The organism is Clostridium sardiniense, assembly GCF_050584765.1.
In the GTDB taxonomy this organism is placed as follows: Bacteria; Bacillota; Clostridia; order Clostridiales; family Clostridiaceae; genus Clostridium; species Clostridium sardiniense_A.
On record NZ_JBNOOR010000006.1, the window covers coordinates 19,246 to 40,050 of the forward strand.

The 20,805-nt window shown below is 28.5% G+C and carries 21 protein-coding genes, 1 tRNA gene and 1 pseudogene; 9 read left to right on the forward strand and 14 right to left on the reverse strand.

The window, feature by feature from the left end:
- The first annotated feature begins 317 nt into the window (after nt 1–317).
- A complete protein-coding gene (locus ACQPUW_RS16265) occupies nt 318–530 on the forward strand; it encodes a hypothetical protein (RefSeq protein WP_430838520.1) in 213 nt (70 codons plus the stop codon).
- A 203-nt stretch (nt 531–733) separates the two neighbouring features.
- On the opposite strand, the gene ACQPUW_RS16270 is transcribed toward ACQPUW_RS16265, so the two are convergent.
- Together ACQPUW_RS16270 and ACQPUW_RS16275 are read right to left on the reverse strand one after the other, a co-directional pair.
- Nucleotides 734–2,695 carry an FUSC family protein gene (locus ACQPUW_RS16270; RefSeq protein ID WP_430838521.1) on the reverse strand — a complete coding sequence of 654 codons (1,962 nt, stop codon included), beginning with the start codon at nt 2,693–2,695 and terminating at the stop codon, nt 734–736.
- 281 nt (nt 2,696–2,976) lie between these two features.
- A complete protein-coding gene (locus tag ACQPUW_RS16275; protein WP_430838522.1) occupies nt 2,977–3,405 on the reverse strand; it encodes a MarR family winged helix-turn-helix transcriptional regulator in 429 nt (142 codons plus the stop codon).
- Between the two features lie 253 nt (nt 3,406–3,658).
- Between ACQPUW_RS16275 and ACQPUW_RS16280 the strand changes: the two are divergent.
- Nucleotides 3,659–3,892, forward strand: a pseudogene (locus ACQPUW_RS16280) (flavin reductase); the annotation flags it as partial.
- 53 nt (nt 3,893–3,945) lie between these two features.
- Here ACQPUW_RS16280 and ACQPUW_RS16285 read toward each other — a convergent pair.
- From ACQPUW_RS16285 to ACQPUW_RS16320, 8 genes are all read right to left on the reverse strand, one after another.
- A complete protein-coding gene (locus ACQPUW_RS16285) occupies nt 3,946–4,218 on the reverse strand; it encodes a conserved phage C-terminal domain-containing protein (protein ID WP_430838523.1) in 273 nt (90 codons plus the stop codon).
- Between the two features lie 186 nt (nt 4,219–4,404).
- Complete coding sequence (locus tag ACQPUW_RS16290) at nt 4,405–6,204, reverse strand: AIPR family protein (protein ID WP_430838524.1); 1,800 nt, start codon at nt 6,202–6,204, stop codon at nt 4,405–4,407.
- Nucleotides 6,205–6,295: 91 nt separating this feature from the next.
- Nucleotides 6,296–6,775, reverse strand: a complete 480-nt coding sequence (gene rlmH, locus ACQPUW_RS16295) for a 23S rRNA (pseudouridine(1915)-N(3))-methyltransferase RlmH (RefSeq protein ID WP_430838525.1) — start codon at nt 6,773–6,775, stop codon at nt 6,296–6,298.
- A gap of 247 nt (nt 6,776–7,022) precedes the next feature.
- Nucleotides 7,023–7,664 (reverse strand): lactate utilization protein, encoded by a 642-nt coding sequence (locus tag ACQPUW_RS16300; protein WP_430838526.1) that lies wholly within the window; start codon nt 7,662–7,664, stop codon nt 7,023–7,025.
- Between the two features lie 76 nt (nt 7,665–7,740).
- A complete protein-coding gene (locus ACQPUW_RS16305) occupies nt 7,741–8,238 on the reverse strand; it encodes an SEC-C metal-binding domain-containing protein (protein ID WP_430838527.1) in 498 nt (165 codons plus the stop codon).
- Between the two features lie 29 nt (nt 8,239–8,267).
- Nucleotides 8,268–9,059, reverse strand: coding sequence for an MBL fold metallo-hydrolase (locus ACQPUW_RS16310; protein WP_430838528.1), 792 nt, complete (start codon nt 9,057–9,059; stop codon nt 8,268–8,270).
- Nucleotides 9,060–9,077: 18 nt separating this feature from the next.
- Nucleotides 9,078–10,343 carry a UDP-N-acetylglucosamine 1-carboxyvinyltransferase gene (locus ACQPUW_RS16315; RefSeq protein WP_430835064.1) on the reverse strand — a complete coding sequence of 422 codons (1,266 nt, stop codon included), beginning with the start codon at nt 10,341–10,343 and terminating at the stop codon, nt 9,078–9,080.
- Nucleotides 10,344–10,602: 259 nt separating this feature from the next.
- Nucleotides 10,603–10,761 (reverse strand): DUF1540 domain-containing protein, encoded by a 159-nt coding sequence (locus ACQPUW_RS16320; RefSeq protein WP_430838529.1) that lies wholly within the window; start codon nt 10,759–10,761, stop codon nt 10,603–10,605.
- Between the two features lie 154 nt (nt 10,762–10,915).
- On the opposite strand from ACQPUW_RS16320, the gene ACQPUW_RS16325 reads away from it, so the two are divergent.
- The 5 genes from ACQPUW_RS16325 to ACQPUW_RS16345 all read left to right on the forward strand — a co-directional run bounded on the left by ACQPUW_RS16325 (nt 10,916) and on the right by ACQPUW_RS16345 (nt 14,754).
- The gene (locus ACQPUW_RS16325; protein ID WP_430838530.1) at nt 10,916–11,458 is read left to right on the forward strand and encodes a hypothetical protein; all 543 of its coding nucleotides are present in this window, start codon (nt 10,916–10,918) and stop codon (nt 11,456–11,458) included.
- Between the two features lie 202 nt (nt 11,459–11,660).
- Nucleotides 11,661–12,122: a dUTP diphosphatase gene (locus ACQPUW_RS16330; protein ID WP_430838531.1), complete on the forward strand. Its 462-nt coding sequence runs from the start codon at nt 11,661–11,663 to the stop codon at nt 12,120–12,122.
- A gap of 83 nt (nt 12,123–12,205) precedes the next feature.
- The gene (locus tag ACQPUW_RS16335; protein WP_430838532.1) at nt 12,206–12,637 is read left to right on the forward strand and encodes a DMT family transporter; all 432 of its coding nucleotides are present in this window, start codon (nt 12,206–12,208) and stop codon (nt 12,635–12,637) included.
- A gap of 24 nt (nt 12,638–12,661) precedes the next feature.
- Nucleotides 12,662–13,486, forward strand: a complete 825-nt coding sequence (locus ACQPUW_RS16340) for an MBL fold metallo-hydrolase (protein WP_430838533.1) — start codon at nt 12,662–12,664, stop codon at nt 13,484–13,486.
- 68 nt (nt 13,487–13,554) lie between these two features.
- Nucleotides 13,555–14,754, forward strand: a complete 1,200-nt coding sequence (locus tag ACQPUW_RS16345) for a S8 family serine peptidase (RefSeq protein ID WP_430838534.1) — start codon at nt 13,555–13,557, stop codon at nt 14,752–14,754.
- Here the strand turns inward: ACQPUW_RS16345 and ACQPUW_RS16350 are convergent, their stop codons facing one another.
- The gene (locus tag ACQPUW_RS16350) at nt 14,755–15,951 is read right to left on the reverse strand and encodes a peptidoglycan DD-metalloendopeptidase family protein (protein WP_430838535.1); all 1,197 of its coding nucleotides are present in this window, start codon (nt 15,949–15,951) and stop codon (nt 14,755–14,757) included. It lies immediately after the preceding gene.
- A 188-nt stretch (nt 15,952–16,139) separates the two neighbouring features.
- Between ACQPUW_RS16350 and ACQPUW_RS16355 the strand changes: the two genes are divergently transcribed.
- On the forward strand, nt 16,140–17,147 hold the full coding sequence (locus tag ACQPUW_RS16355; RefSeq protein ID WP_430838536.1) for a DnaD domain protein: 1,008 nt from the start codon (nt 16,140–16,142) through the stop codon (nt 17,145–17,147).
- The gene (locus ACQPUW_RS16360) at nt 17,140–18,117 is read left to right on the forward strand and encodes an ATP-binding protein (protein WP_430838537.1); all 978 of its coding nucleotides are present in this window, start codon (nt 17,140–17,142) and stop codon (nt 18,115–18,117) included. Before ACQPUW_RS16355 ends, ACQPUW_RS16360 begins: the two co-directional genes overlap by 8 nt.
- A gap of 61 nt (nt 18,118–18,178) precedes the next feature.
- Here the strand turns inward: ACQPUW_RS16360 and feoB are convergent, their stop codons facing one another.
- The 3 genes from feoB to ACQPUW_RS16375 form a co-directional block, all read right to left on the reverse strand.
- The gene (gene feoB, locus ACQPUW_RS16365) at nt 18,179–20,302 is read right to left on the reverse strand and encodes a ferrous iron transport protein B (protein ID WP_430838538.1); all 2,124 of its coding nucleotides are present in this window, start codon (nt 20,300–20,302) and stop codon (nt 18,179–18,181) included.
- Nucleotides 20,303–20,315: 13 nt separating this feature from the next.
- A complete protein-coding gene (locus tag ACQPUW_RS16370) occupies nt 20,316–20,537 on the reverse strand; it encodes a FeoA family protein (protein ID WP_430838539.1) in 222 nt (73 codons plus the stop codon).
- A 191-nt stretch (nt 20,538–20,728) separates the two neighbouring features.
- A tRNA-Asp gene (locus tag ACQPUW_RS16375) sits at nt 20,729–20,805 on the reverse strand.

Sequence of the window (20,805 nt, forward strand, 5' to 3'; positions counted from 1 at the left end):
ATGAAAGTCCTTTTAAACTTATAGGAGGAAATTGGATGCTAATTACAGCAGAAAAAGATAATAAAGTTAATACAAAAACCGCACCTATTTATGGTACGGTTCTCCATTAATGACATAAAAAGCTATTATCAGTATAAGGATGGATAATAGCTTCTTAATACTTCCTTATATATTTATTTCATAGCTTTTATCACAAACCTTTAATATTTTTCCTATAACAATATCCTCTTTAAAAGTTTTTTGCTATAACAATTTTAATTATTTTATCTATATTTATAATTAATAAAAAGCAAATGATAAATTGTGGAGATTTTATAATGGTTTTACAAATATTATTTATAATTTTTGGAATACTTTTAACATTATGGGGTATCCATAGAATGAAAACAGATGAAGCTTTTGCTGGAAAAACTCAAAAAGAAAAAAATATATTTAATTTTTCACTAATGGGACAAGCATCTGAAATAGGACAATTTTTAAGCGGAATAGTATATATAATTATAGGCATTTTATCATTTATAATTAAATAATTTATAAAAAACTAGAGTTTAAAAAGATTAACGTGTTTGACTTTAAAAAATCACAAACACTTTCATAATTAAATTCACAAAATAAAGGTCTGGACAATTCCAGACCTTTTTAGTTTGCATTTTTAGTATTATGAACTATGTATGGAGTGCAAAGTACTTTATAGGCTCTAATTTTATTTAATAGTTTTTTAACTTTAGCTCTATTAAATTCTATTTATTTCTTTTATTATCTGCTCTAATTTTTCTAAATCTAAAATTAAATTATTTAAAATCTTTTTATTTTCTACTTTTAAAGACTCATTTGCTACATCTACCTTTAAATTTTCTATACTGTATTGATAAGAAAGTTCATTAGTAGCTTTTTCTATAATTAAATTTCCTAATGACTCCATTGTTAAACTTATTCTTTCAAATATTGCTCTAAGATTTATATTGCTTTTCTCAATATTTAAACTTGATATTTTATAACTTATATCAGTAATTATTGGAACAATTTTAGTTAAATTTTCATTATTCCATTTAGATTTTAAGAAAATAGGTTCATAACTAGCTTTATTTATATTTGTAATCAACTGTTGATAAATATGATTAGATTTATGACGACTATTTCTAACTTCTACTTTTTCTTCTCCTACTCTTTCTTTAAAGAAATTTGCTATAGAACTTACATATTTACCCTGTTCTTTAATCCAAGAACTTAATAGTTTATCTATTTTATTAGTACTCCAAGTAGGCCATATTAAACAAGCTATCAAAGCTATTACCGCACCAACTATAGTATCTATTGATCTTGAGATAGGAGCATTTTTTAACACTTCTAAGTTACAAATCCACGCAACTATCCAAAACATAATCCAAACTTGTCCTGAAGTACGAAAAACTACATAACCAGCAAGTAAAATGAAAATCATAATAGAATGACCTAGTAAGCCCAAAGGTAGTAATGAAAGTAAAAAACCTACAATAGCTCCTACTATAGTTCCTAAAGAACGTTCAATTCCTCTGTTGAATGTATCAACATAATCAGGAAAAAGAACTAAAGCTGTTGTTAAAGAAACCCAAAAGCCATGATTTTCTATAGATATACTAGGAAAATATTCTAAAATATTTCCTGCAACAGTAGCAACCATAACAAAAATAGCTAACCTTAAAGCCTGTATGAAAATTGGCGACTTAATATTTATCTCCTTTAACACTGATTTAATAACATTCTCTTTTTCTTTAGAAATTCTTTCTTCTACTAAATTTTCTTTTAAAGAATAATCTACATTAAGACCATAATTATTTAATTCTTTAAAAATTTCATTAAAATATGATTGAAAAGTAAGCTCCTTATTCTCTTTTTTAGCTAAATTCTCTGCTATTTTTCCTAAAGCCTCTGAAATTTTATTTAAACTTTCTTTATTTAAATTTTCTTTAAGATAAACAGAATTAAGGGAATCTTCTATTATCTCTGCCCTCACAATCAACTCAAATAAAAAATCCACATTATATCTAGCATTTTTATTTAATTTCTCTAAAATATTTCTTGCCATATGGATAGATTCTATATAGGCTTTTGTATTTCTTTCTCCCTCTAATAATAAATTTGCATCAATGCTTAACTCTTTAAAAACCTTAGCTACTGTAACTTTTTGTTTTAAAAATCTATTTTTATATGGTGGAATTAATTGACAGATAGCTATAATTAATACACCAGCTGCTATTGAAAAACTTATATATATTCCTACTTTAAACGTAGTTGACATCTGTGCTGAAGCTAAAACAAATGTTGATAATATTAAGGCTCTAATGGCTATAGCCGAATTTATTTTTCTTAATAAACTTGAAAAGAATATAAGTACAAAAAATATTATGTATAAAATTATTTTCTGATTATGTAAAAAAGCTCCTGCAAAAAAAGCTAAAATTAATAAAAAAGAATTACTTATAGTCACTGTACGTCGTGTGCTATGGTGTGGAATCAAAATTAAAACTCCTGATAAAAAAGCTCCAACTGTTAATAAATCTTGAAGAGCTGGATTTTTTAATAAAAAGCCAATTAAAATTGCTATAAATATTCCTATTATTACTGGAATACTATCTCCTGGTTCTGGTAGAAATTTTTTAGGTCTAATATTTTTTAATACAATGTTAGATATTCTAGATGAATTATTTTTATCCATTTAGTCACTTCCTTTAAATTTCTTTTATAAATAGTTGTCATAACAACTATTTTTCTAAAAAACAATTCTATTTTTTAATACAATGTTAGATATCCTAGATAAATTATTTTTCCCCATTTAATCACTTCATTTAAATTTTTCTTATAAACAATTGTCATGACAACTATTTATTTAAAATAAATTGCTCATCACTTAGAAGTTAATTTCTTTAAGTGGGATCATATAATTCCATTATAATAATTAAATTTTTACTTTAATTAAATTTAGCTTTAATGAGAATATTAATTATCAAATTCATTAGAAATATTTTTCATTAATTTTTTAAATATTTCTAATTCCGATAGTTCCATAGAATTTGTTATTTTTAACTCTACTTCTTTAGCTATGGAATCTAAAGGTACTTCTAATTCTCTCCCTGCCTTAGTTAAGCATATTACAGAAGCCCTTGAATCTTCAGGATTATCTCTTTTCTCTATTAATCCCTTTTTAATAAGTTTATTTAAAGATCTTGTAACCGTCGGTAAATCCTTATTAGTTCTTATAGCTAATTCTGTTTGAGATACAGAATCTTGTTTCCATAGTCTTGTAAGTAAAGACCATTGCTCTAATGTAACATCATAAGGTTTAAGCTCTTTGGCCATACTCTTTTTTATTTTTACAATTAATCTATTAAGCCTAGAAAAAATAGTATTTTCCACAATGTAATCCATAAAATTCTCCTTCTAAAATACTTGTTAGAACAATAATTGCCTTAACAAGTATATTACTTTTTAATTTTTTTGTCAAAAAATTTATAAAAAAGTTCTATCAAGTTAAAGCTTTTATTCACTGCTTCAATTTGACTTTAGATTATACTATTACAACAGCATAACTCATTTAAAAGAAAAGTTATATACTTTTTGTAGATTGCCATTATAATATTAAAGCTGGTTATCATGCAAATTAAGAAATAGAGGTGTTAAATTGAAAAAGATTAAATTACCAAATAGACCTTTTGGTCCGTTTCCTACTATACTTGCAGGAGCAGATGTGAACGGAAAACCTAATTATGCTACTGTGGGGACGTGCGGAGTAGTAAACCTTAAACCAGTGCTATATGTATCAATTAAGGATACTCACTATACAACTTCAGGTATTAAGGAAAGCGGCTACTTCAGTGTGAATATACCTTCCACTGACTTGGTTAAAAAGACCGATACTTCCATCTCTGCTTCAATACTTTTTATATTCTCAATACAATTCATACCCCTTTAATCCTCTTCAAAAAATGGCTTATAAATATCATATATCCCTTTATTTTTCTCTTCTTTCTTAGCTCTTTTTTCGTTTAAATATTCCTCAAACTTACTGCCACTAAAGAGCGTTGATGGTCTTAAATAAACTTCATAGTTTGTCCCTTGCCAGCTTCCCTTTTTATTTAATATAACTTTCTTAAAATCATCTAAGGTAAATCCCTCATTTAACCTAGCCTCTATAAGGCTAATTGTTTTTTTGCTATTGCTCTGTAGCTTGTACCAAATCAATATCCAATTTTAGTAAAAACCTCATTTACTTGTGATAAGGTTCTCCGTATCAGTTTTAAGTGAGGTTTTTCTATATTACTACATTTAATTATACTCTTCCCAATTTAACTTTTTAGTAAATTCATATGACATAGCATCAAAATATTTTTTAACAAAAACCTTTAATTTTACAGGAACAAACTATTTTTACATATTCTTTTTTACATAGTCTATTATTAGCGTTGTAGTATCTTTTCTTTCGAATGTTTTTCTATCTGAAAGAATTTCATTTATATCCCCTTTTTGACTTAAACTAGCCTCTATGACCTCAATTGCTTTTTTTAATATCTCATTAGTTTTATCATCATCTAAAAGAATTGCTTCTATAATTTTACTATGTTGATCTGACTTTTTATTTATAGCTAAACTAAACTCTTTTTCTTGACAACTTAAATATTTTAAAAGCATTATTATATGCCATCTAGCTCGCCTAAATTTTTTCCCTTCATCTTGATTTTGTACAAATCTTTCTACTTTATACCAAGCTAGTCCACTTACATAATATGAATTAAGAAATCCTATATGTGAATCCTCAAACAATAATCCTCTAGTTTTTTTCTCTACCTTCCCATATTGTCCTGAAACTTCATGTGGCATATCAAAAAATAAGGCTGATGTTGCTTTAATCTGAAATGGTATATTAACTATTTTGACTTTAGGAATATTTTCATCTCTATATTGCTCTGTTCTACGTTCATAATATAAAGGATATTTACTTCCTTTTGATTTAGTAATATAATACTGCTCTAAAGTTTTTTGAATCGTTGATAATGCAACTAATTGTTCTGCTTTAAGTGGTGTTTGACTATTTGTTGCTTTTATAATTGCATGCTTTGTATCCTCATCTTCTGTACCAATTAGTCTTACTGGTAGATAAACATCCTTAATCCCTGAAATTTTTTCTAGACATTCAAATATAACATTACTAGTTTGGCATCCATTAACTATTTGGTAATTTGTAAGCGTTAACTCTTCTGAATTTATTGCAACAGAATCTGCAATTATTGTAATTCCATTATTCAATAATCCAAATAAATAACTTTCATCACCTTCTAATTGCTCTTTCATACTTGAATTGACCTCAAGTTTTTCAGAGGAACCAAGATAAAATCTTATATTATCATTAAAAATTCCTTTTCTCAGAACTTTTTCTCCATTTATATTTTCTGTTAATAACTCCTCAAATTCTTCTAACTTCATCAATCCATAATACCCATTTTTAATCTTATTATTCATATCTTTGGGATATGGTACCGGTTGTTTTGATAATGTTACACAAACTTCTAATCCTGATACAACTTTTTCATGTAACTCCATTATTTCTTTTATTCCTAAAAAGTCTAGTTTCATCACTTCACTAAAGAGACTTTTTTCTCTCAAATCAGAAATCCCCATTGATATAGTTGATTCTAAATGACCATCCTGTAAGTTTACCTCTTTTGGTGATAAAGTTATAAATTTCATACTTAAATTAGGTGCTTTTTTAAATCTAGAACTCTTTGAATATATATACTTTACAATTTCCCATTGATTTAAAAGTTCAGGTATTTCACACTTTGAAAAATTGAAAAACCTTCTAATTCCGGTTAGAAAATCTCCAATTTCTGTACGATCAAATTTATCAGAAGTTTTGACTTGGGTAAACATAAAATTTACTTCAAATTTTTTAAGCCCTTCTACAACAGAATCAACATCTTCTATATTCGTTACAATTCTATCAGCTACAAAAATTGCTATTCCATCTATACCAAAAGCTGTGCCAGTCTCCATATCTTGATATGTAACATTAGGATCATTAGAATATACTGATAATATAAGTGAATTGATAAATTGTTCAAATACTGTATGTTGATCTTTTGCTTTATTTTTAGAAATCTCATTTTGCTCTACAAAATTCTCAATATATGATTGTATAACAGGATGTGAGATAGTAGTTATTTTTGACATTGTTGTTCTCCTTTAAGTTCGAGGTTTTTCAACCAAATTATACCTATTATTCTATATTATATCATATTTATACATAACTAAAAAACCTCATTTATTTGTGATAAGGTTCATTCTTCATTATCCTAAATGCTCTATAAACTTGTTCTAAAAGCATAACTCTAAATAATTGATGTGGAAATGTCATCTTAGAGAAGCAAAGCTTATAATCAGCTCTTCTTATAACTTCTTCAGATAGTCCAAGACTTCCCCCTATAACAAATACTATATTTGAGTTTCCTGTTACTCCACATCTTTCTATAAAGCTAGAAAACTCTTCTGATGTAACTTGCTTTCCATTAAGATCCATAGCAACAACATAAGATGTATCCTTTATCTTTGAGAGTATGGCTCTACCTTCCTTTTCTTTTATTTGCTCTTCTTCTTTATTTGATGCATTATCAGGTGTTTTTTCATCTGATAATTCAATTATATCTAGTTTACAATATCTTCCTAATCTCTTTGAGTATTCATCTATTGCTTGTTTTAAATATTTTTCTTTTAATTTACCTACAGTTACTAATGTTATATTCATTTGTCCTCCTAATAATTATTTGCACATTTATACAAATAATTAGCCAATACTCTATTACCTAGATTATTGGCTTTTCTATCTCAATTTATTAAATTATGTAATAAACTACTTACCATAATGCATAAGTATTATTATAAGTAGTTATGCGCACTAGTTAAATATTATATTCTGAAGGCGTCTCCTTGCGTTCATTACATTTGTTAAGTATAGTTATACTTTTTTAATTTAACTAGTGCAGTCTTATTTTTTAATATCCTATATTTTCATCTAGAAAAATTACATGTATTCTATCAGGTACATTTTGCCTTCTTATTAGAGTATACTCATTACATATTCTCTCTGGACTACTGCAATCCATACAGTATCCAACCTTAACACATGGAGTCTTTCTATTTAATCTCTTTGCATTAATAGGTGCTGATTTTTCTCTATTTCTTTTTATAGCTTCATCAACATCTTTAACTATCTTATTAACTCCACAGATAACTATAACCTTCTCTGGACCATATAACATTGCTGCTACTCTATTACCAGTACCATCAACATTATATAGTTCTCCATTCTCTGTTACAGCATTACTGCTTACAAAATATGCATCTGATAAAAACGCTTGTCTAAATATATTTGTTATTTCTTCTCTAGTAATTCCATCTTTATATCTATCTAGAAAATCATATCTTCCACTTCTTAGATGATCTATAACTCCCGTTTCAAATAACGTCATTGAGCCACCGCAAGAAACTATTGATCCTTCATCTACAATGTCCTTAATAAGCTCAATAAGATTATATCTGTCCTTTACATAATATCCATTCATATTGTTCTTTTTTAAAGCTTCTATTGTTCTTTCAATTTTCTTTTCATTTGACCAAATAACATTACTATCCATTACAAATCCTCCTAGAAAATTATATAATAATAAAAGCCCATAAGAAATCTATGAGCTTTTTAATATTCAAATTAAACTATTTTCCACAACATTTTTTGTATTTCTTACCACTACCACATGGACATGGATCGTTTCTTCCTATCTTTTCTTCGTTTCTAACGATACCTGATTGTCTATATTCTTTTTGGATTTCTTTTCTCTTTTCTTCTGAGAAAATACCTTCCCATTGTGGTAGATTATATAAATAATCCGCTTTAGCATCAAGCATATTAAAATATAACTTTTCAAGGTCTATATCAAATACTAATTCTGTATTCTCATCTATAGCTTCTAAATCATATGATGTCTTTAAACTATCGTTTATTCCATCAACAAATCCCATTACAAATTCAGCTGTAGTGTTGCATTTATTGGCTAATTCTTTTATTGTTGTCTTTTTAACTTCTTTGTGGTTTGATAGTAAATCCTTATATATGCCTGTTTCTATGTTACCATATTCTTGCCAAAAAGCTTTTTCACCTTTTTCTTTTACATATTCAACAACCATATCTGTCCAATTTGTGTATAAACTCATCTCATTCTCTCCTCTTTCTTCTTTTAAAATTATAAGTTAATTAATGAGCTAGGTTCATGTCTACTAGCCATTGAGATTTTAACATCCTCACCTTGCTTAATACCCTCATCTTCTAATACACTTAGAACAGTTTGATAAGCTAGGTCTGGATGATTATTAGTACCACTTAAATGACCTAATATTATTTGTTTATTGTTCCCATGCTTTATAAGCTCTGTTATAGCTTTTCCGCAATCATCATTTGATAGATGTCCAATTTCACTTAATATTCTTCTCTTAAGATTATAAGGATATGGTCCAAACTTTAACATGCTAACATCATGGTTGCACTCTAAAAGTATTATATCTGACTCTTTAATATTGTCTCTTATCTCTTCCGTGAATGTACCAAAGTCTGTTGCTATACTTGAAGTATTATCCTTAGACTTTATTGTATATCCAACTGGTGCAATAGCATCATGAGGAATATTAAAGGATTTAATAGCTAAATCCTTTATTTCTACAGTGCTTCTTTTATCCATTATCTTAATGTTATGTTCTTTTATCTTACCTATTGAATTCTTCATGGCTTCCCATGTCTTATCATTGGCATATATAGGAATGTCATATTTTCTTGATATAACGCCTACCCCTTTAACATGATCTGAATGTTCATGAGTAATAAAAATACCATCAATATCTCTAGGATTTTGATCTATTCTAGCTAATGCTTCATCTATCTTTTTTCCTGGCATACCGGCATCTATTAATATCTTTGTATTCTCATTTCCAACAAAGATGCTATTCCCACTACTTCCACTATAAAGTGAACAAAATATCATTTGTTGTTCCCCCAAATTTTACTCCACTACACTAACTCTTGTTACATCTGCACCAAGTTTTCTAAACTTATCTTCTATGTGTGGATACCCTCTATCTATATGTTCTATACTTGTAATTTCTGTTACTCCTTCAGCTACAAGTCCTGCTATAACCATTGCAGCACCTGCTCTTAAATCTGTTGCTTTAACTACAGCACCTGTAAGTTTTGAAACTCCATCTATTATAGCTACTCTACCTTCAACCTTTATGTTAGCACCCATCTTCTTAAGCTCATCAATGTGCTTATGTCTACTTTCCCATATAGATTCAGTTATTAAACTTCTTCCTGGTACCATACTTAATAATGTTGACATTGGTTGCTGAACATCTGTTGGGAAACCTGGATATGGAGCTGTCTTAACATTAACTCCCTTTAGCTTTCCATCATATCTAACTCTTACTGAATCATCGCCTTCTTCGATTATAGCACCCATTTCATTAAGTTTTGCTGTTATTGATTCTAAGTGCTTTGGTATAACATTTGTAATAGTTACATCACCTTTTGTAGCTGCTGCAGCTATCATAAATGTACCTGCTTCTATTTGGTCTGGAATTACGCTATACGCACATCCAAATAATTTATCGACTCCAGTTATTCTTATGATATCAGTTCCTGCACCTTTAATGTTAGCTCCCATTGAATTTAAGAAGTTTGCAACATCAACTACGTGAGGTTCTTTTGCAACATTTTCTAAGGTAGTTACTCCTTCAGCTCCTGTAGCAGCTATCATAACATTTATTGTAGCTCCAACAGAAACAACGTCGAAGAATATATTAGTTCCAACTAACTTATCTGCCTTAACCTTTACTGCTCCATGTTCTATAGTTACATCTGCACCAAGTGCTTCAAAACCTTTTATATGTTGGTCAATAGGTCTTACCCCTATTGGGCATCCCCCTGGAAGCTCTACTCTTGCTTCTTTAAATCTTGCAAGAAGTGCTCCTATAAAGTAATATGATGCTCTCATTCTTCTTACATCTTCTGTGCATGCATCATATGTATGTACTTCTGTACTATCTATTTCTAACGTATTATTATCAATTTTATTTAACTTACATCCTAAGCTTAAAAGTATTCTTTCTAAGCAATGTACATCTTCTATATCTGGTATGTTATCTATAACACACTTTTTTTCACTCGCAATTATTGCCGCTGGTAATATTGCAACCGCTGCATTTTTTGCTCCATTTATATCAACTAAACCTTTTAGAGGATTTCCTCCATTTATAACTAACTTTTCCATCCAATTCACCCTTATTTTTTAGATTCTATATACTTAAAATTCCCAATATTTAATTAATTATCCAAAAAAATATCTATTAGACATTATAATCCTATTATTATTTTTTAATAGTTCGATTATCATTATAACACAAACTTGTATTATTGAAATATTTTTTTTAATAAAGTTAAAAAATAAGATAGATAAAAGCTTTGTAACGCTTTTATCTATCCATTAAATAGGTTAATTATTAATATTTACTATATTATTGACCTGGTTTCTAGCCCAATTCAAAAGAATTACAATCTGTACATTTTTTTGTATCAGCTTTAATTTCATGCTTACCTACTTCAATTACATTTAAAGTGCAATAATCTTCATTTTTAGAATGATATTTACACTCATCAACTATACATTTAATACTAGAATTACTATCCATGTCTAATCCCTCCTAAAAGTTTAATTTACAATATTATTATCTGTATATTTAGCTTATTTATCCCCATCAGTTTTTTTCTATAAAGTATTATGTTATAATTTATAGAAAGGTTTGGATATTAAAATCCATAAGAATATATTATGTGAGGTAAGATATGAGATATTATATTGTTGCATTATTCGATGACTCTTCATATGAAGTTATTAATCCAGTTCAAAAGACAGTGTCTAGAAAACTAAGGGCAAACAGGAATTCACCGGCACCTTATATTGCGCTAGAAGTAATCGATAACCCTAATGTAGAAAAACTAAATACAGTTATTGAAAAGATATTACGTCCTTATAAAAAATTTAAGGTTGAGCTTTCTAGTGATCTTTCTATTAGTGAAGATTTAAAAACAGTAAACTTAGGTATAAGTTATAGAGGATACATAAAGAAAATAGAAAGAGACCTTACAGATAATCTAAAACTTCATGGATTTAATGTTAGAGAGAATAATTCAGATAATCCTTCTGTATCTTTAGCTAATCTAAATTATGTTTCTAAGGATCCTAAGAAGAAACCTTTAGATTCACAAATTATTCCTCAAAATAAAATAGAAAATAAGACACTTAAAATAGATAAGTTCCAATTATGGAAAGTTCCTCACAATAAAAGAGAATTCAAAGTTAAAGATTTTGAGTTAAAAACTTTCTAATTCGTTATATTTATCGTTTTTTTATTAATAGCTTCATTTATATTAAATGAAGTTATTTTTTTGTCTGTTTAGTCCAATTTTTTAAAATTTTTAGAATTTTTCAAATAAATTTTATTTGTATTCGTTTACTCCCCTTTTCATAAATACAAAGTTTTTGTAAAATGGATTAGTATGATTGCCTTAAGAACAGGGGGATTTGTTAATGTTTATTTCAAATTTATTTAAAGTACAAAAAGAACTTGATAAAAAACTGAATATCAATCCAGAGTTAGATGAGTATAAAATAAAGGCTCGTCAGAATTTAGAACTACACATAAAAGTAAGTGACCTTGCAAATGAGACTAATTGTTTTGCATATACAACTGATAGAAAAGAAAACACTGATAATACTGTGGTTCTATCAAAATATGTACAGTGCTTAAAGCAGGTGCTTTCAGTTGGTATTACTAATGGATACGATGAAGTAGATGAGATTACTATACAACCTAATGAATATTGCTTAAGTGACCAATTTCTTAATTTATACATAGATATAAATGATTTAATTATTTCACGTTCTGAAGATCATTTTGAGACATTATTTGAAGATTTACTAAGCCTTGGTATCACTTTAGGCTTCTCAGAACAACAAATAATACAAGAATTTAATAAGTTATCTAATTAATTTTTCTGCTATAAGATTTTTCTTATAGCTTTTTTTATTATATTTAATATCTAACTGGTAACACTAACATTGAGGTGATTCAATTGCTAGGATTTATATATGCGATAATATCTGGAATTTCAATGAGTCTTCAAGGAGTATTTAATACGAGACTTGGAGAAAAGATAGGAACTTGGGAAACAAACACTTTAGTTCAATTAACAGGACTAATAATTACATTAATCGTTACTGTATTTGTAGGTAAAGGTGACTTTAAAGCTTTAAGTGGTGCTAATAAAATATACTTATTAGGCGGAGCACTAGGGGTCGTTATTATCTTTACGGTAATGATGAGTATTGGATCTTTAGGTACTACCTGTGCTATCGGCATTATTTTAGTATCTCAACTTGTTACAGCAGCCCTAATTGATTATTTTGGCCTTTTTGGAAGTGAAAAAATAAATTTTACCTTAAAAGAATTTATAGGTGTTGCAATTATGATAATAGGTATTATAGTATTTAAGTGGAAAGGTTAAGGTAATACTTAAGGAGGTGTACTTATGAATTTTTTTAAGAACGTACACTTTTTATCACAATTAACTTATAACAATTTAAGAGAATACTTTAAAACTAGAGAGACATCAAATAACGATCCAATAGAGGAAAATTCTATACATTGGTATGGTCATGCGACAACAATAATAAATTTATCTGGAAAAATCATCGTAACTGACCCTGTTATATCAAATAGATTAGGATATTTTAAAAGAGTTATTGATAAACCTTTTGACTTAGCTGACCTTAAGGTTGATTACATTGTTCTTTCTCATGGACATATGGATCATATGCATTTCCCTTCATTAAAAAGATTAAGAAGGGTTAATAAAGATGCTACCGTTATAGTTCCAAAAGGATACAAGAGAATTTTATCAACAATGGGATATAAAAATGTAAATCTCTTAAGGACTGGTGATACTTTTGAAGATGATTTCTTAAAGATCACTTCTGTTCAAGCTAATCACGATGGTCGTAGGTTCTATGTAGGTATAGATGATGAAAGTAACTCATACCTTATAGAAAGAAACAATACTAAGGTATTCTTCGCAGGAGATACTGCATATACTGAGAATTTTAAGGATATTGAATGCGATATAGCATTAATGCCAGTAGGATGTTATAAACCCGCTAGATTCCAACATATGCATTGTTCCCCTGAAGAAGGTTATAAAATGTATAAGATGATGAAAAGTAAAACAATGATTCCAATACACTATAAAACATTTAAAATTTCTTTAGAGGATTTTAATGAAACACATGAGACCCTTGTTAATTTTAAAGATGATACAGTTAAAATAATTAACGTAGGTCAAACTTATAAGATATAAAATAATATTAACAATTAAAGGACTTAAACTATAATATGGTATTGTAATAAATATTATAGGAGTCCTTTATGTTTAATCTCAGAAGTAAGCTTGACTACAATTTAAATATTGCCATAAAAGAAAATGCTTATAAAAAATATAGAGTTCTTATAAAGTGTAAAACTTTATTTTCTTCTATTGTAAAGAAGGTTTCTCACTTTAAAGATGCTTTAATTTATCCATTAGAGTATTGCAATATAGTTGTAGCCAATTTAAATAAATATGAAATCAAATTAATTTTGGAGTATCCAGAAGTTGAAAAAATCTTCTTTGATGACTATTTATTTTTGTGTGGCATGAGCGTAAGTGCAGCTAATAATTGCTATTCTCTAAATAAAGATAAATTTAATTACTCAGGTACTAACATAAAAATAGGCTTAGTAGATAGCGGAGTTTATCCTCATACTGATCTATTAAGTCCTAATAGTAGAATAGAAGCGTTTTTTGATATTATTAATGGTGCTCAAAATCCTTATGATGATAATGGACATGGTACTGCAATGGCTGGATTAATTTGTGGCAGTGGTATCTCTTCAGATAATTTATATAAGGGCATAGCACCATCTAGTAAAATAGTATGCTATAAGGCTTTCGACAAGTTAGGTAAGGGATATGCTTCTGATATCCTATATAGCATAGAGAGTATTATAAAATCTTCTATGGCTAATAATATAAGAATTTTATGTCTTCCATTTGAATTATTAAATCATAATTATTATATTATAGATGCATTTAACTCTATGTTTGATGTCGCTATAAAGAATAAAATGATACCTATAGTACCAAGTGGAAGTACTAATTCAAGTTTTAATAATATTATGGGGATCGCAACCTTAAAGAATTGTATAACTGTTGGTGGAGTTGAAACTAAAAATTCTAACGACCCATACCTATACTCTTCAAAAGGACCATATTCTAAGTTAGTTAAACCTGATTTTGTTTCAGCGTGTACTAATATAACTTCCCTTAATAGTAATACTTCTTATATATCTGAAAAAAATGGCACCAAACTATATCCGCCTAAGCTTGATGCCAATTATAAAACTTTTAGTGGTACTTCATTATCAGTAGCTTTTGTAAGTGCTGTTTCTGCACTTATATTAGAGCATAATAGCTCTTATACCTTTGATGATGTTCTATCAATAATAAAGCTTGCTTGTGATCGCAAAGATCTACCAAAAGCAAATGTTGGAGAAGGTATTTTAAATTTCAATAATATATTAAAGTAATTAATTTATATATCCTTCAGGATTTACGGGATTTCCATTTACTCTTAATTCAAAATGCAAATGGGGTCCTGTACTCCTTCCAGTGTTACCTACTCTACCTACAATATCTCCCTTTTTAACTATATCTCCTTCTTTGACCTCAAACTCACTCATATGGGCATACCTAGTTTCTAAGCTATCTTCATGTTCTAAGATAACAACTTTCCCATATCCATCTCTTTCATAAAACACACTCTTAACTACACCATCAAAGGCGGCCATTACAGGATCTCCAATATCACCTGCTATATCCATCCCTTTATGAAGCTTTCCCCATCGCTCTCCAAAAGTAGAGGTTACTACCCCTCCTCTAGTTGGACTACTTAAAAATGCAAAATTATTGTCTATAGGACTCTTTGTACCTTTGTATACAACTTTACTTTTGCTACTTTCAATTATATTTTCTGATAAAACCTTAGTATCTATCTTCTTTCCATTTCTATATGTAACATTAATAACTTGCTCTTTCTTTCCCTTTTTACCCTCTTCTTTAACTTTACTCTCACCAAGCATTAAATTATCAGTTCTCTCTATCTTTACTATTGGCTCTATATCTATTACTTGCTTATCATTAACCACTAGGTCTACATCTATTACATTTCTGTTTTCTTTAACTATTTTGTCAGCCAAATAATCACTACTATTTAAATTAGATATTTTGACTTTCTCTTCCTTTAAATTTATATTACCTTTTACATTTATTGAAGCTATCTTATCTCTATCTATGTTATTTTCTTTAGCATAATATGCCCCAACCTTAGATAAAGTTTCATTCATATCATCTTTATCTAATACATATCCTATTTTTTTGTTATCTATATTGAATGATTTTAGTGTTACTTCATCACTCATTGTCTTTAAAACATTCTCTTCAATCTCGTTATATGTACTTAATTTAACATCATCACTTATTCTTTTAAATGATATCTCCTCTTCATGAACTTTTTCTTCATCTTTTAATGTCCTATTTAAATTATCTATTATACTACTATAATCTGATTTAGCTTCCTCTTTACTACCACTATATCCAATAACAGCATCTCCTATATAAATTTCAAATGCCTTAGTCTTAGAATCTAAATAAAGGTTAATTAATAAAAAGGCTACAAAAATTGCTGTAACTGAAAAAATTATTTTTTTCCTACTACCCGAGTCCATAAATCTCTCCTCTTTTTCTTAAAATTTGTAACACATCCCTTAAATTACCCAATAATTATTTTTTTATACATATGTTATTTTTACCTTAAGTTGTTATAACACTACCACTTTGTTATAATTAATTTACATATAACCAATAATATAATTTAGACTTATTAAATTTAATTTGAAAGGTAGAGATACGCTAAATGAGCACTTTTATGCTTAAAAATACAGCCTTAACCTTTACTCCTGTGAGCAATGTATTTATAGAAAAATATATGCCCAAAGCTCGTGGTGAGTTCGTTAAGGTTTATTTATTAATGTTAAAATATAATATTGCTAGCGAACCTGGGGTTAACTCCTCTGTACTAGCCACAACATTAAACTTACTAGAATCAGATATAATGAATGCCTTAAACTACTGGAATGATGAAGGTGTAATTAAATTAGTCCCTATAGATAAAATGAGTAACTTTAGTATAGAATTCTTATCACTTGAAGATGAAGACCCTAATGTAAATAAAGACAATATAAATATTTTAGAGGCTTTAAACAATAGTGAAACTACTGACATGCTTAAGGATATTGAAAAAATTCTTGCAAGACCTTTATCTAGTAAAGAAATGGAGATATATCTAGGATGGCAACGTGAATTCAATTTCCCATCTGAGCTTATTCTCATATTAATAGAGTATTGTTCCTCAAAGGGTAAAAATAATTTTAGATATATAGAAAAAGTTGCAGAGTCTTGGAATGATATGAATATCAAAACTGTTGATGAGGCTCAAATTCATATTAAACAAAATGAAGATAAGTGGACTAAGATAAGAAGAATTCTATCCTATCTTGGTATGAAATCTTCAGAAGTTATGAAACCCCAAGAAGAAATGCTTGAAAAATGGATTTTCACTTATAAGTTCAATATGCAATTAATTGAAAAGGCATGTGATATATGTTTTGAAAGACTTAATAGAGCTGACTTTAAATACATAGATGGTATATTAGGTAAGTGGCATCAAAACAATATCAAAACAATTGAAGATATTGCCCTTAAAGATAAAAATAAATCTAATAGTAAGCAATTTAAAACCAACTATAACAATAATACTAATTCTAATAAACCAAAGGCTATAAGATTCAATGATTTTACGCAGAGAGAATATGATTATGACTCTCTAGAAAAGAAATTGTTAGGATGGGATAAAGATGATTAAAGGATACCAATCAGAATTAATGGAAGTATATCAAAAAATTAGGAATGAAGAAGATAAGAGGCTTAAACAAAGAAGAGCGGAAATAAAGTCTCTATATCCTGAGATATTAGATTTAGATAATGATATTCATAAACTTTCACTAAAACTTACAATGACAATTTTGAAAAAAGATACAAGTGAAGCTGATATAAGAAAGATTAAAGATGAAATAACAGAATTAAGAGCAAAAAAATGTGAGCAACTAGTATCCCATGGTTATGATCCTGAATATCTTAATATGCACTATAGATGTAAAAAGTGTCAGGATACTGGATATATAGGAATAGAAAAATGTAATTGCTACAAAGATAAGTTAGTTAAACTTTATTATAAGGATTCTGAACTTCAAGATCTTTTAAGAGATAATAATTTTAATAACTTTAATATGGAATTATTCTCATCTTCAAAAGAAAATGGAGAAAAGTATTCTCCTAGAACTAACATGAAGAATAATCTTGATTTCGTTATGAAAGACTTTATTCCAAACTTTAAACATGGATCAGATAATTTATTATTCTACGGAACACCTGGAAGCGGTAAAACATTTCTTTCATACTGTATAGCCAAAGAATTATTAGATAGAGGTTTCCTTGTAGTATATAAAACCTCTGATGAACTAATAAGATGTCTAAGAGATATAAAGTTTAATAATAACTACTATCTTGAAAAACTATTACTTGATTGTGATCTTCTTATAATTGATGATCTAGGCTCAGAACAATTAAATGATTTTGTTGCTACTGAACTTTTTAATCTTATAAATAGGAAGTTACTTAAAAAGAAAAGAATGATCATATCAACAAACCTAACTTTATCAGGAATAGCTAAACACTACAGTGAAAGAATTTCTTCAAGACTTCTTGGTAATTTTAGATTATATAAATTTTATTCTGACGATATAAGAATAAAATTAAACCTAGCAAAAAGATAATATTTTATAATATATAAAGGAGTATTATTAATAATACTCCTTTATTATTTTGCTTTATATTTTAAGCAAATAGTCTCCATACTTGTGTTGTAATGAAACAAACAATTATACCAGCAATTGTTGGTATTAAAAAACCTAGAGCAGTCCATTTAAGACTCTTAGTTTCTTTCTTAATTGTCCAAAGTGTTGTTCCACATGGATAATGCATTAAGCATAATATCATAACATTAATTGCAGTTAACATTGTCCATCCATTAGCAACTAATAACTCTTTAAGTTCAACTAAACTATCTAATTCTAGCATTGTTGTAGCTCTTAAATAACTCATTATTATTATAGGCATCACTATTTCATTTGCTGGTAATCCTAATATAAACGCCATTAATATATAACCATCTACCCCTATTGCATTGGCAAAAGGACTTAGAAAATCAGCACATACAGATAGCAACGTAGCATCTCCAATCATTATATTAGAGAATATCCATATAACTACTCCAGCTGGAGCTGCAACAGCTACAGCCCTACCTAATACATAAAGAGTTCTATCTAATATTGATCTTACAATAACTTTTCCTATTTGAGGTTTTCTGTATGGAGGTAACTCTAATATAAAATTTGAAGGCATTCCTTTTAATATAGTCTTTGATAATATCTTGGATACAAGTAACGTCATTAAAACACCTAATATTATTACTATAGTTACTGTAATAGCTGATATAAAACTTCCTTTTATCCCTACTGCTACTCCTCCTATAAATATAGATGCTATAGAAATAAGCATAGGGAATCTACCATTACAAGGCATAAATGCATTAGTTAATATAGCTATAATCCGTTCCCTAGGAGAATTAATTATTCTACATCCTATTATTCCTGCTGCATTACATCCAAGCCCCATACACATTGTAAGGGCTTGTTTACCACAAGCACAGCATCTCTTAAAACATTTATCTAGATTAAATGCTATTCTTGGCAAATAACCTAAGTCCTCCAGTAGAGTAAACATAGGAAAGAAAATCGCCATAGGAGGTAACATTACTGAAATTACCCAAGCTAAAGTAACATAAACACCATCAATTAATACTCCCCCTACCCAAGATGGCAAGTTTAATCCTGCAAAGAATCCTCTAAGATATTCTTCTCCATATCCGAACATATTAGCAAGCATTTCTGATGGATAATTTGCTAAAGTTATAGTTATCCATAATACAATTAGTAAAGTTGCTATCATAATAGGTATTCCTGTTGATTTAGAGACTAGTATCTTATCTATCTTCCTTTGTGTCTTATTATATTCACCTTCATCCTTAACAACTTTATTTCCTAATCTTTCAGCTTCTTTTATTATAGATTTTATTATTATATCTTCTATTGATTTATCTTTATAATTCTTATTAATATCATCTCTTATTTTATATATCATCTGTATATACTTTTCTTCAATCTTATATTTATAGTATAAGGATTTTAAAATGCTATCATTTCCTTCTAACATTCTAATAGATATCCATCTACTTTTTCTTTTATCCACTTTAACAGCTTGATTTATTATACCTTCTATTTCTTCTATTGTTTTTTCTATATCAAAACCATAATTTATTGCATTTTTTTTCTTGTTTGTTAGTTTAACTTCTTTAAATATAGCTTCTTTTAATTCTTCTATTCCAATTCCATTTCTAGCAGATGCTGAAACAATAGTTGAATTTAATTCCTTTGATAGTGATTCTAAATCTATTTCTATGTTTCTTTTCTTCGCTTCATCAATTAAGTTTACACATAATATTGCTTTATCTGTTATTTCAGATATTTGTATAAATAAGTTTAGATTTCTTTCTAATGATGTGGCATCGGCTATAACAACTACTATATCTGGCTCATTAAAGCAAATATAATCTCTTGCTATTTCTTCCTCTTCAGAATTTGATAATAATGAATATGTTCCTGGTAGATCCACTACCTTTATTATTGAACCTTTAAATTCATAATACCCCTCTGCATTAGCTACTGTCTTACCTGGCCAATTTCCTGTGTGCTGACTTAATCCAGTAAGTGCATTAAATACAGTACTCTTACCTACATTTGGGTTACCAGCTAATGCAACCACATAATCCTCTTTAATACTTCCATTTATTTTATCTGACGCTAATAATCTAAGTCCCGTAGAGTTTTTAGTTAATCCCATATTCCTTCTCCTACTATTCTATTACTTCGATCTTTTCACCATCCTCTTCTCTTATTGCTATTACAGCACCTCTTATCAAATATGCTTTTGGATCTCCAAAAGGCCCCCCATACAAAACCTTTATACTTGTTCCCTCTATTATCCCTAAGTCAAAAAATCTTCTTCTTAATTCTCCCTCTGCTTTTATACCAATAACCTTAACAGTTGATAATATCTCTGCTTCCTTCAAATTCATCTTTTATTCCTCCTCATAAGAGCACTTCCCTAGATTTACTTATACTAGCTTTATCCAGCGAAACTTCAAAATTAACTTTCCTAATGGCACCTTCGCTTATAATAAATTATGATAAAAAATGACCTGTTGTGATTGATATAACTTGTAATTTATTGCATAAAAAAAAGAAGTAAGTATATACTTACTTCTTTTGGCGACTCAGAAGGGGCTCGAACCCTCGACTTCCAGCGTGACAGGCTGGCACTCTAACCAACTGAGCTACTGAGCC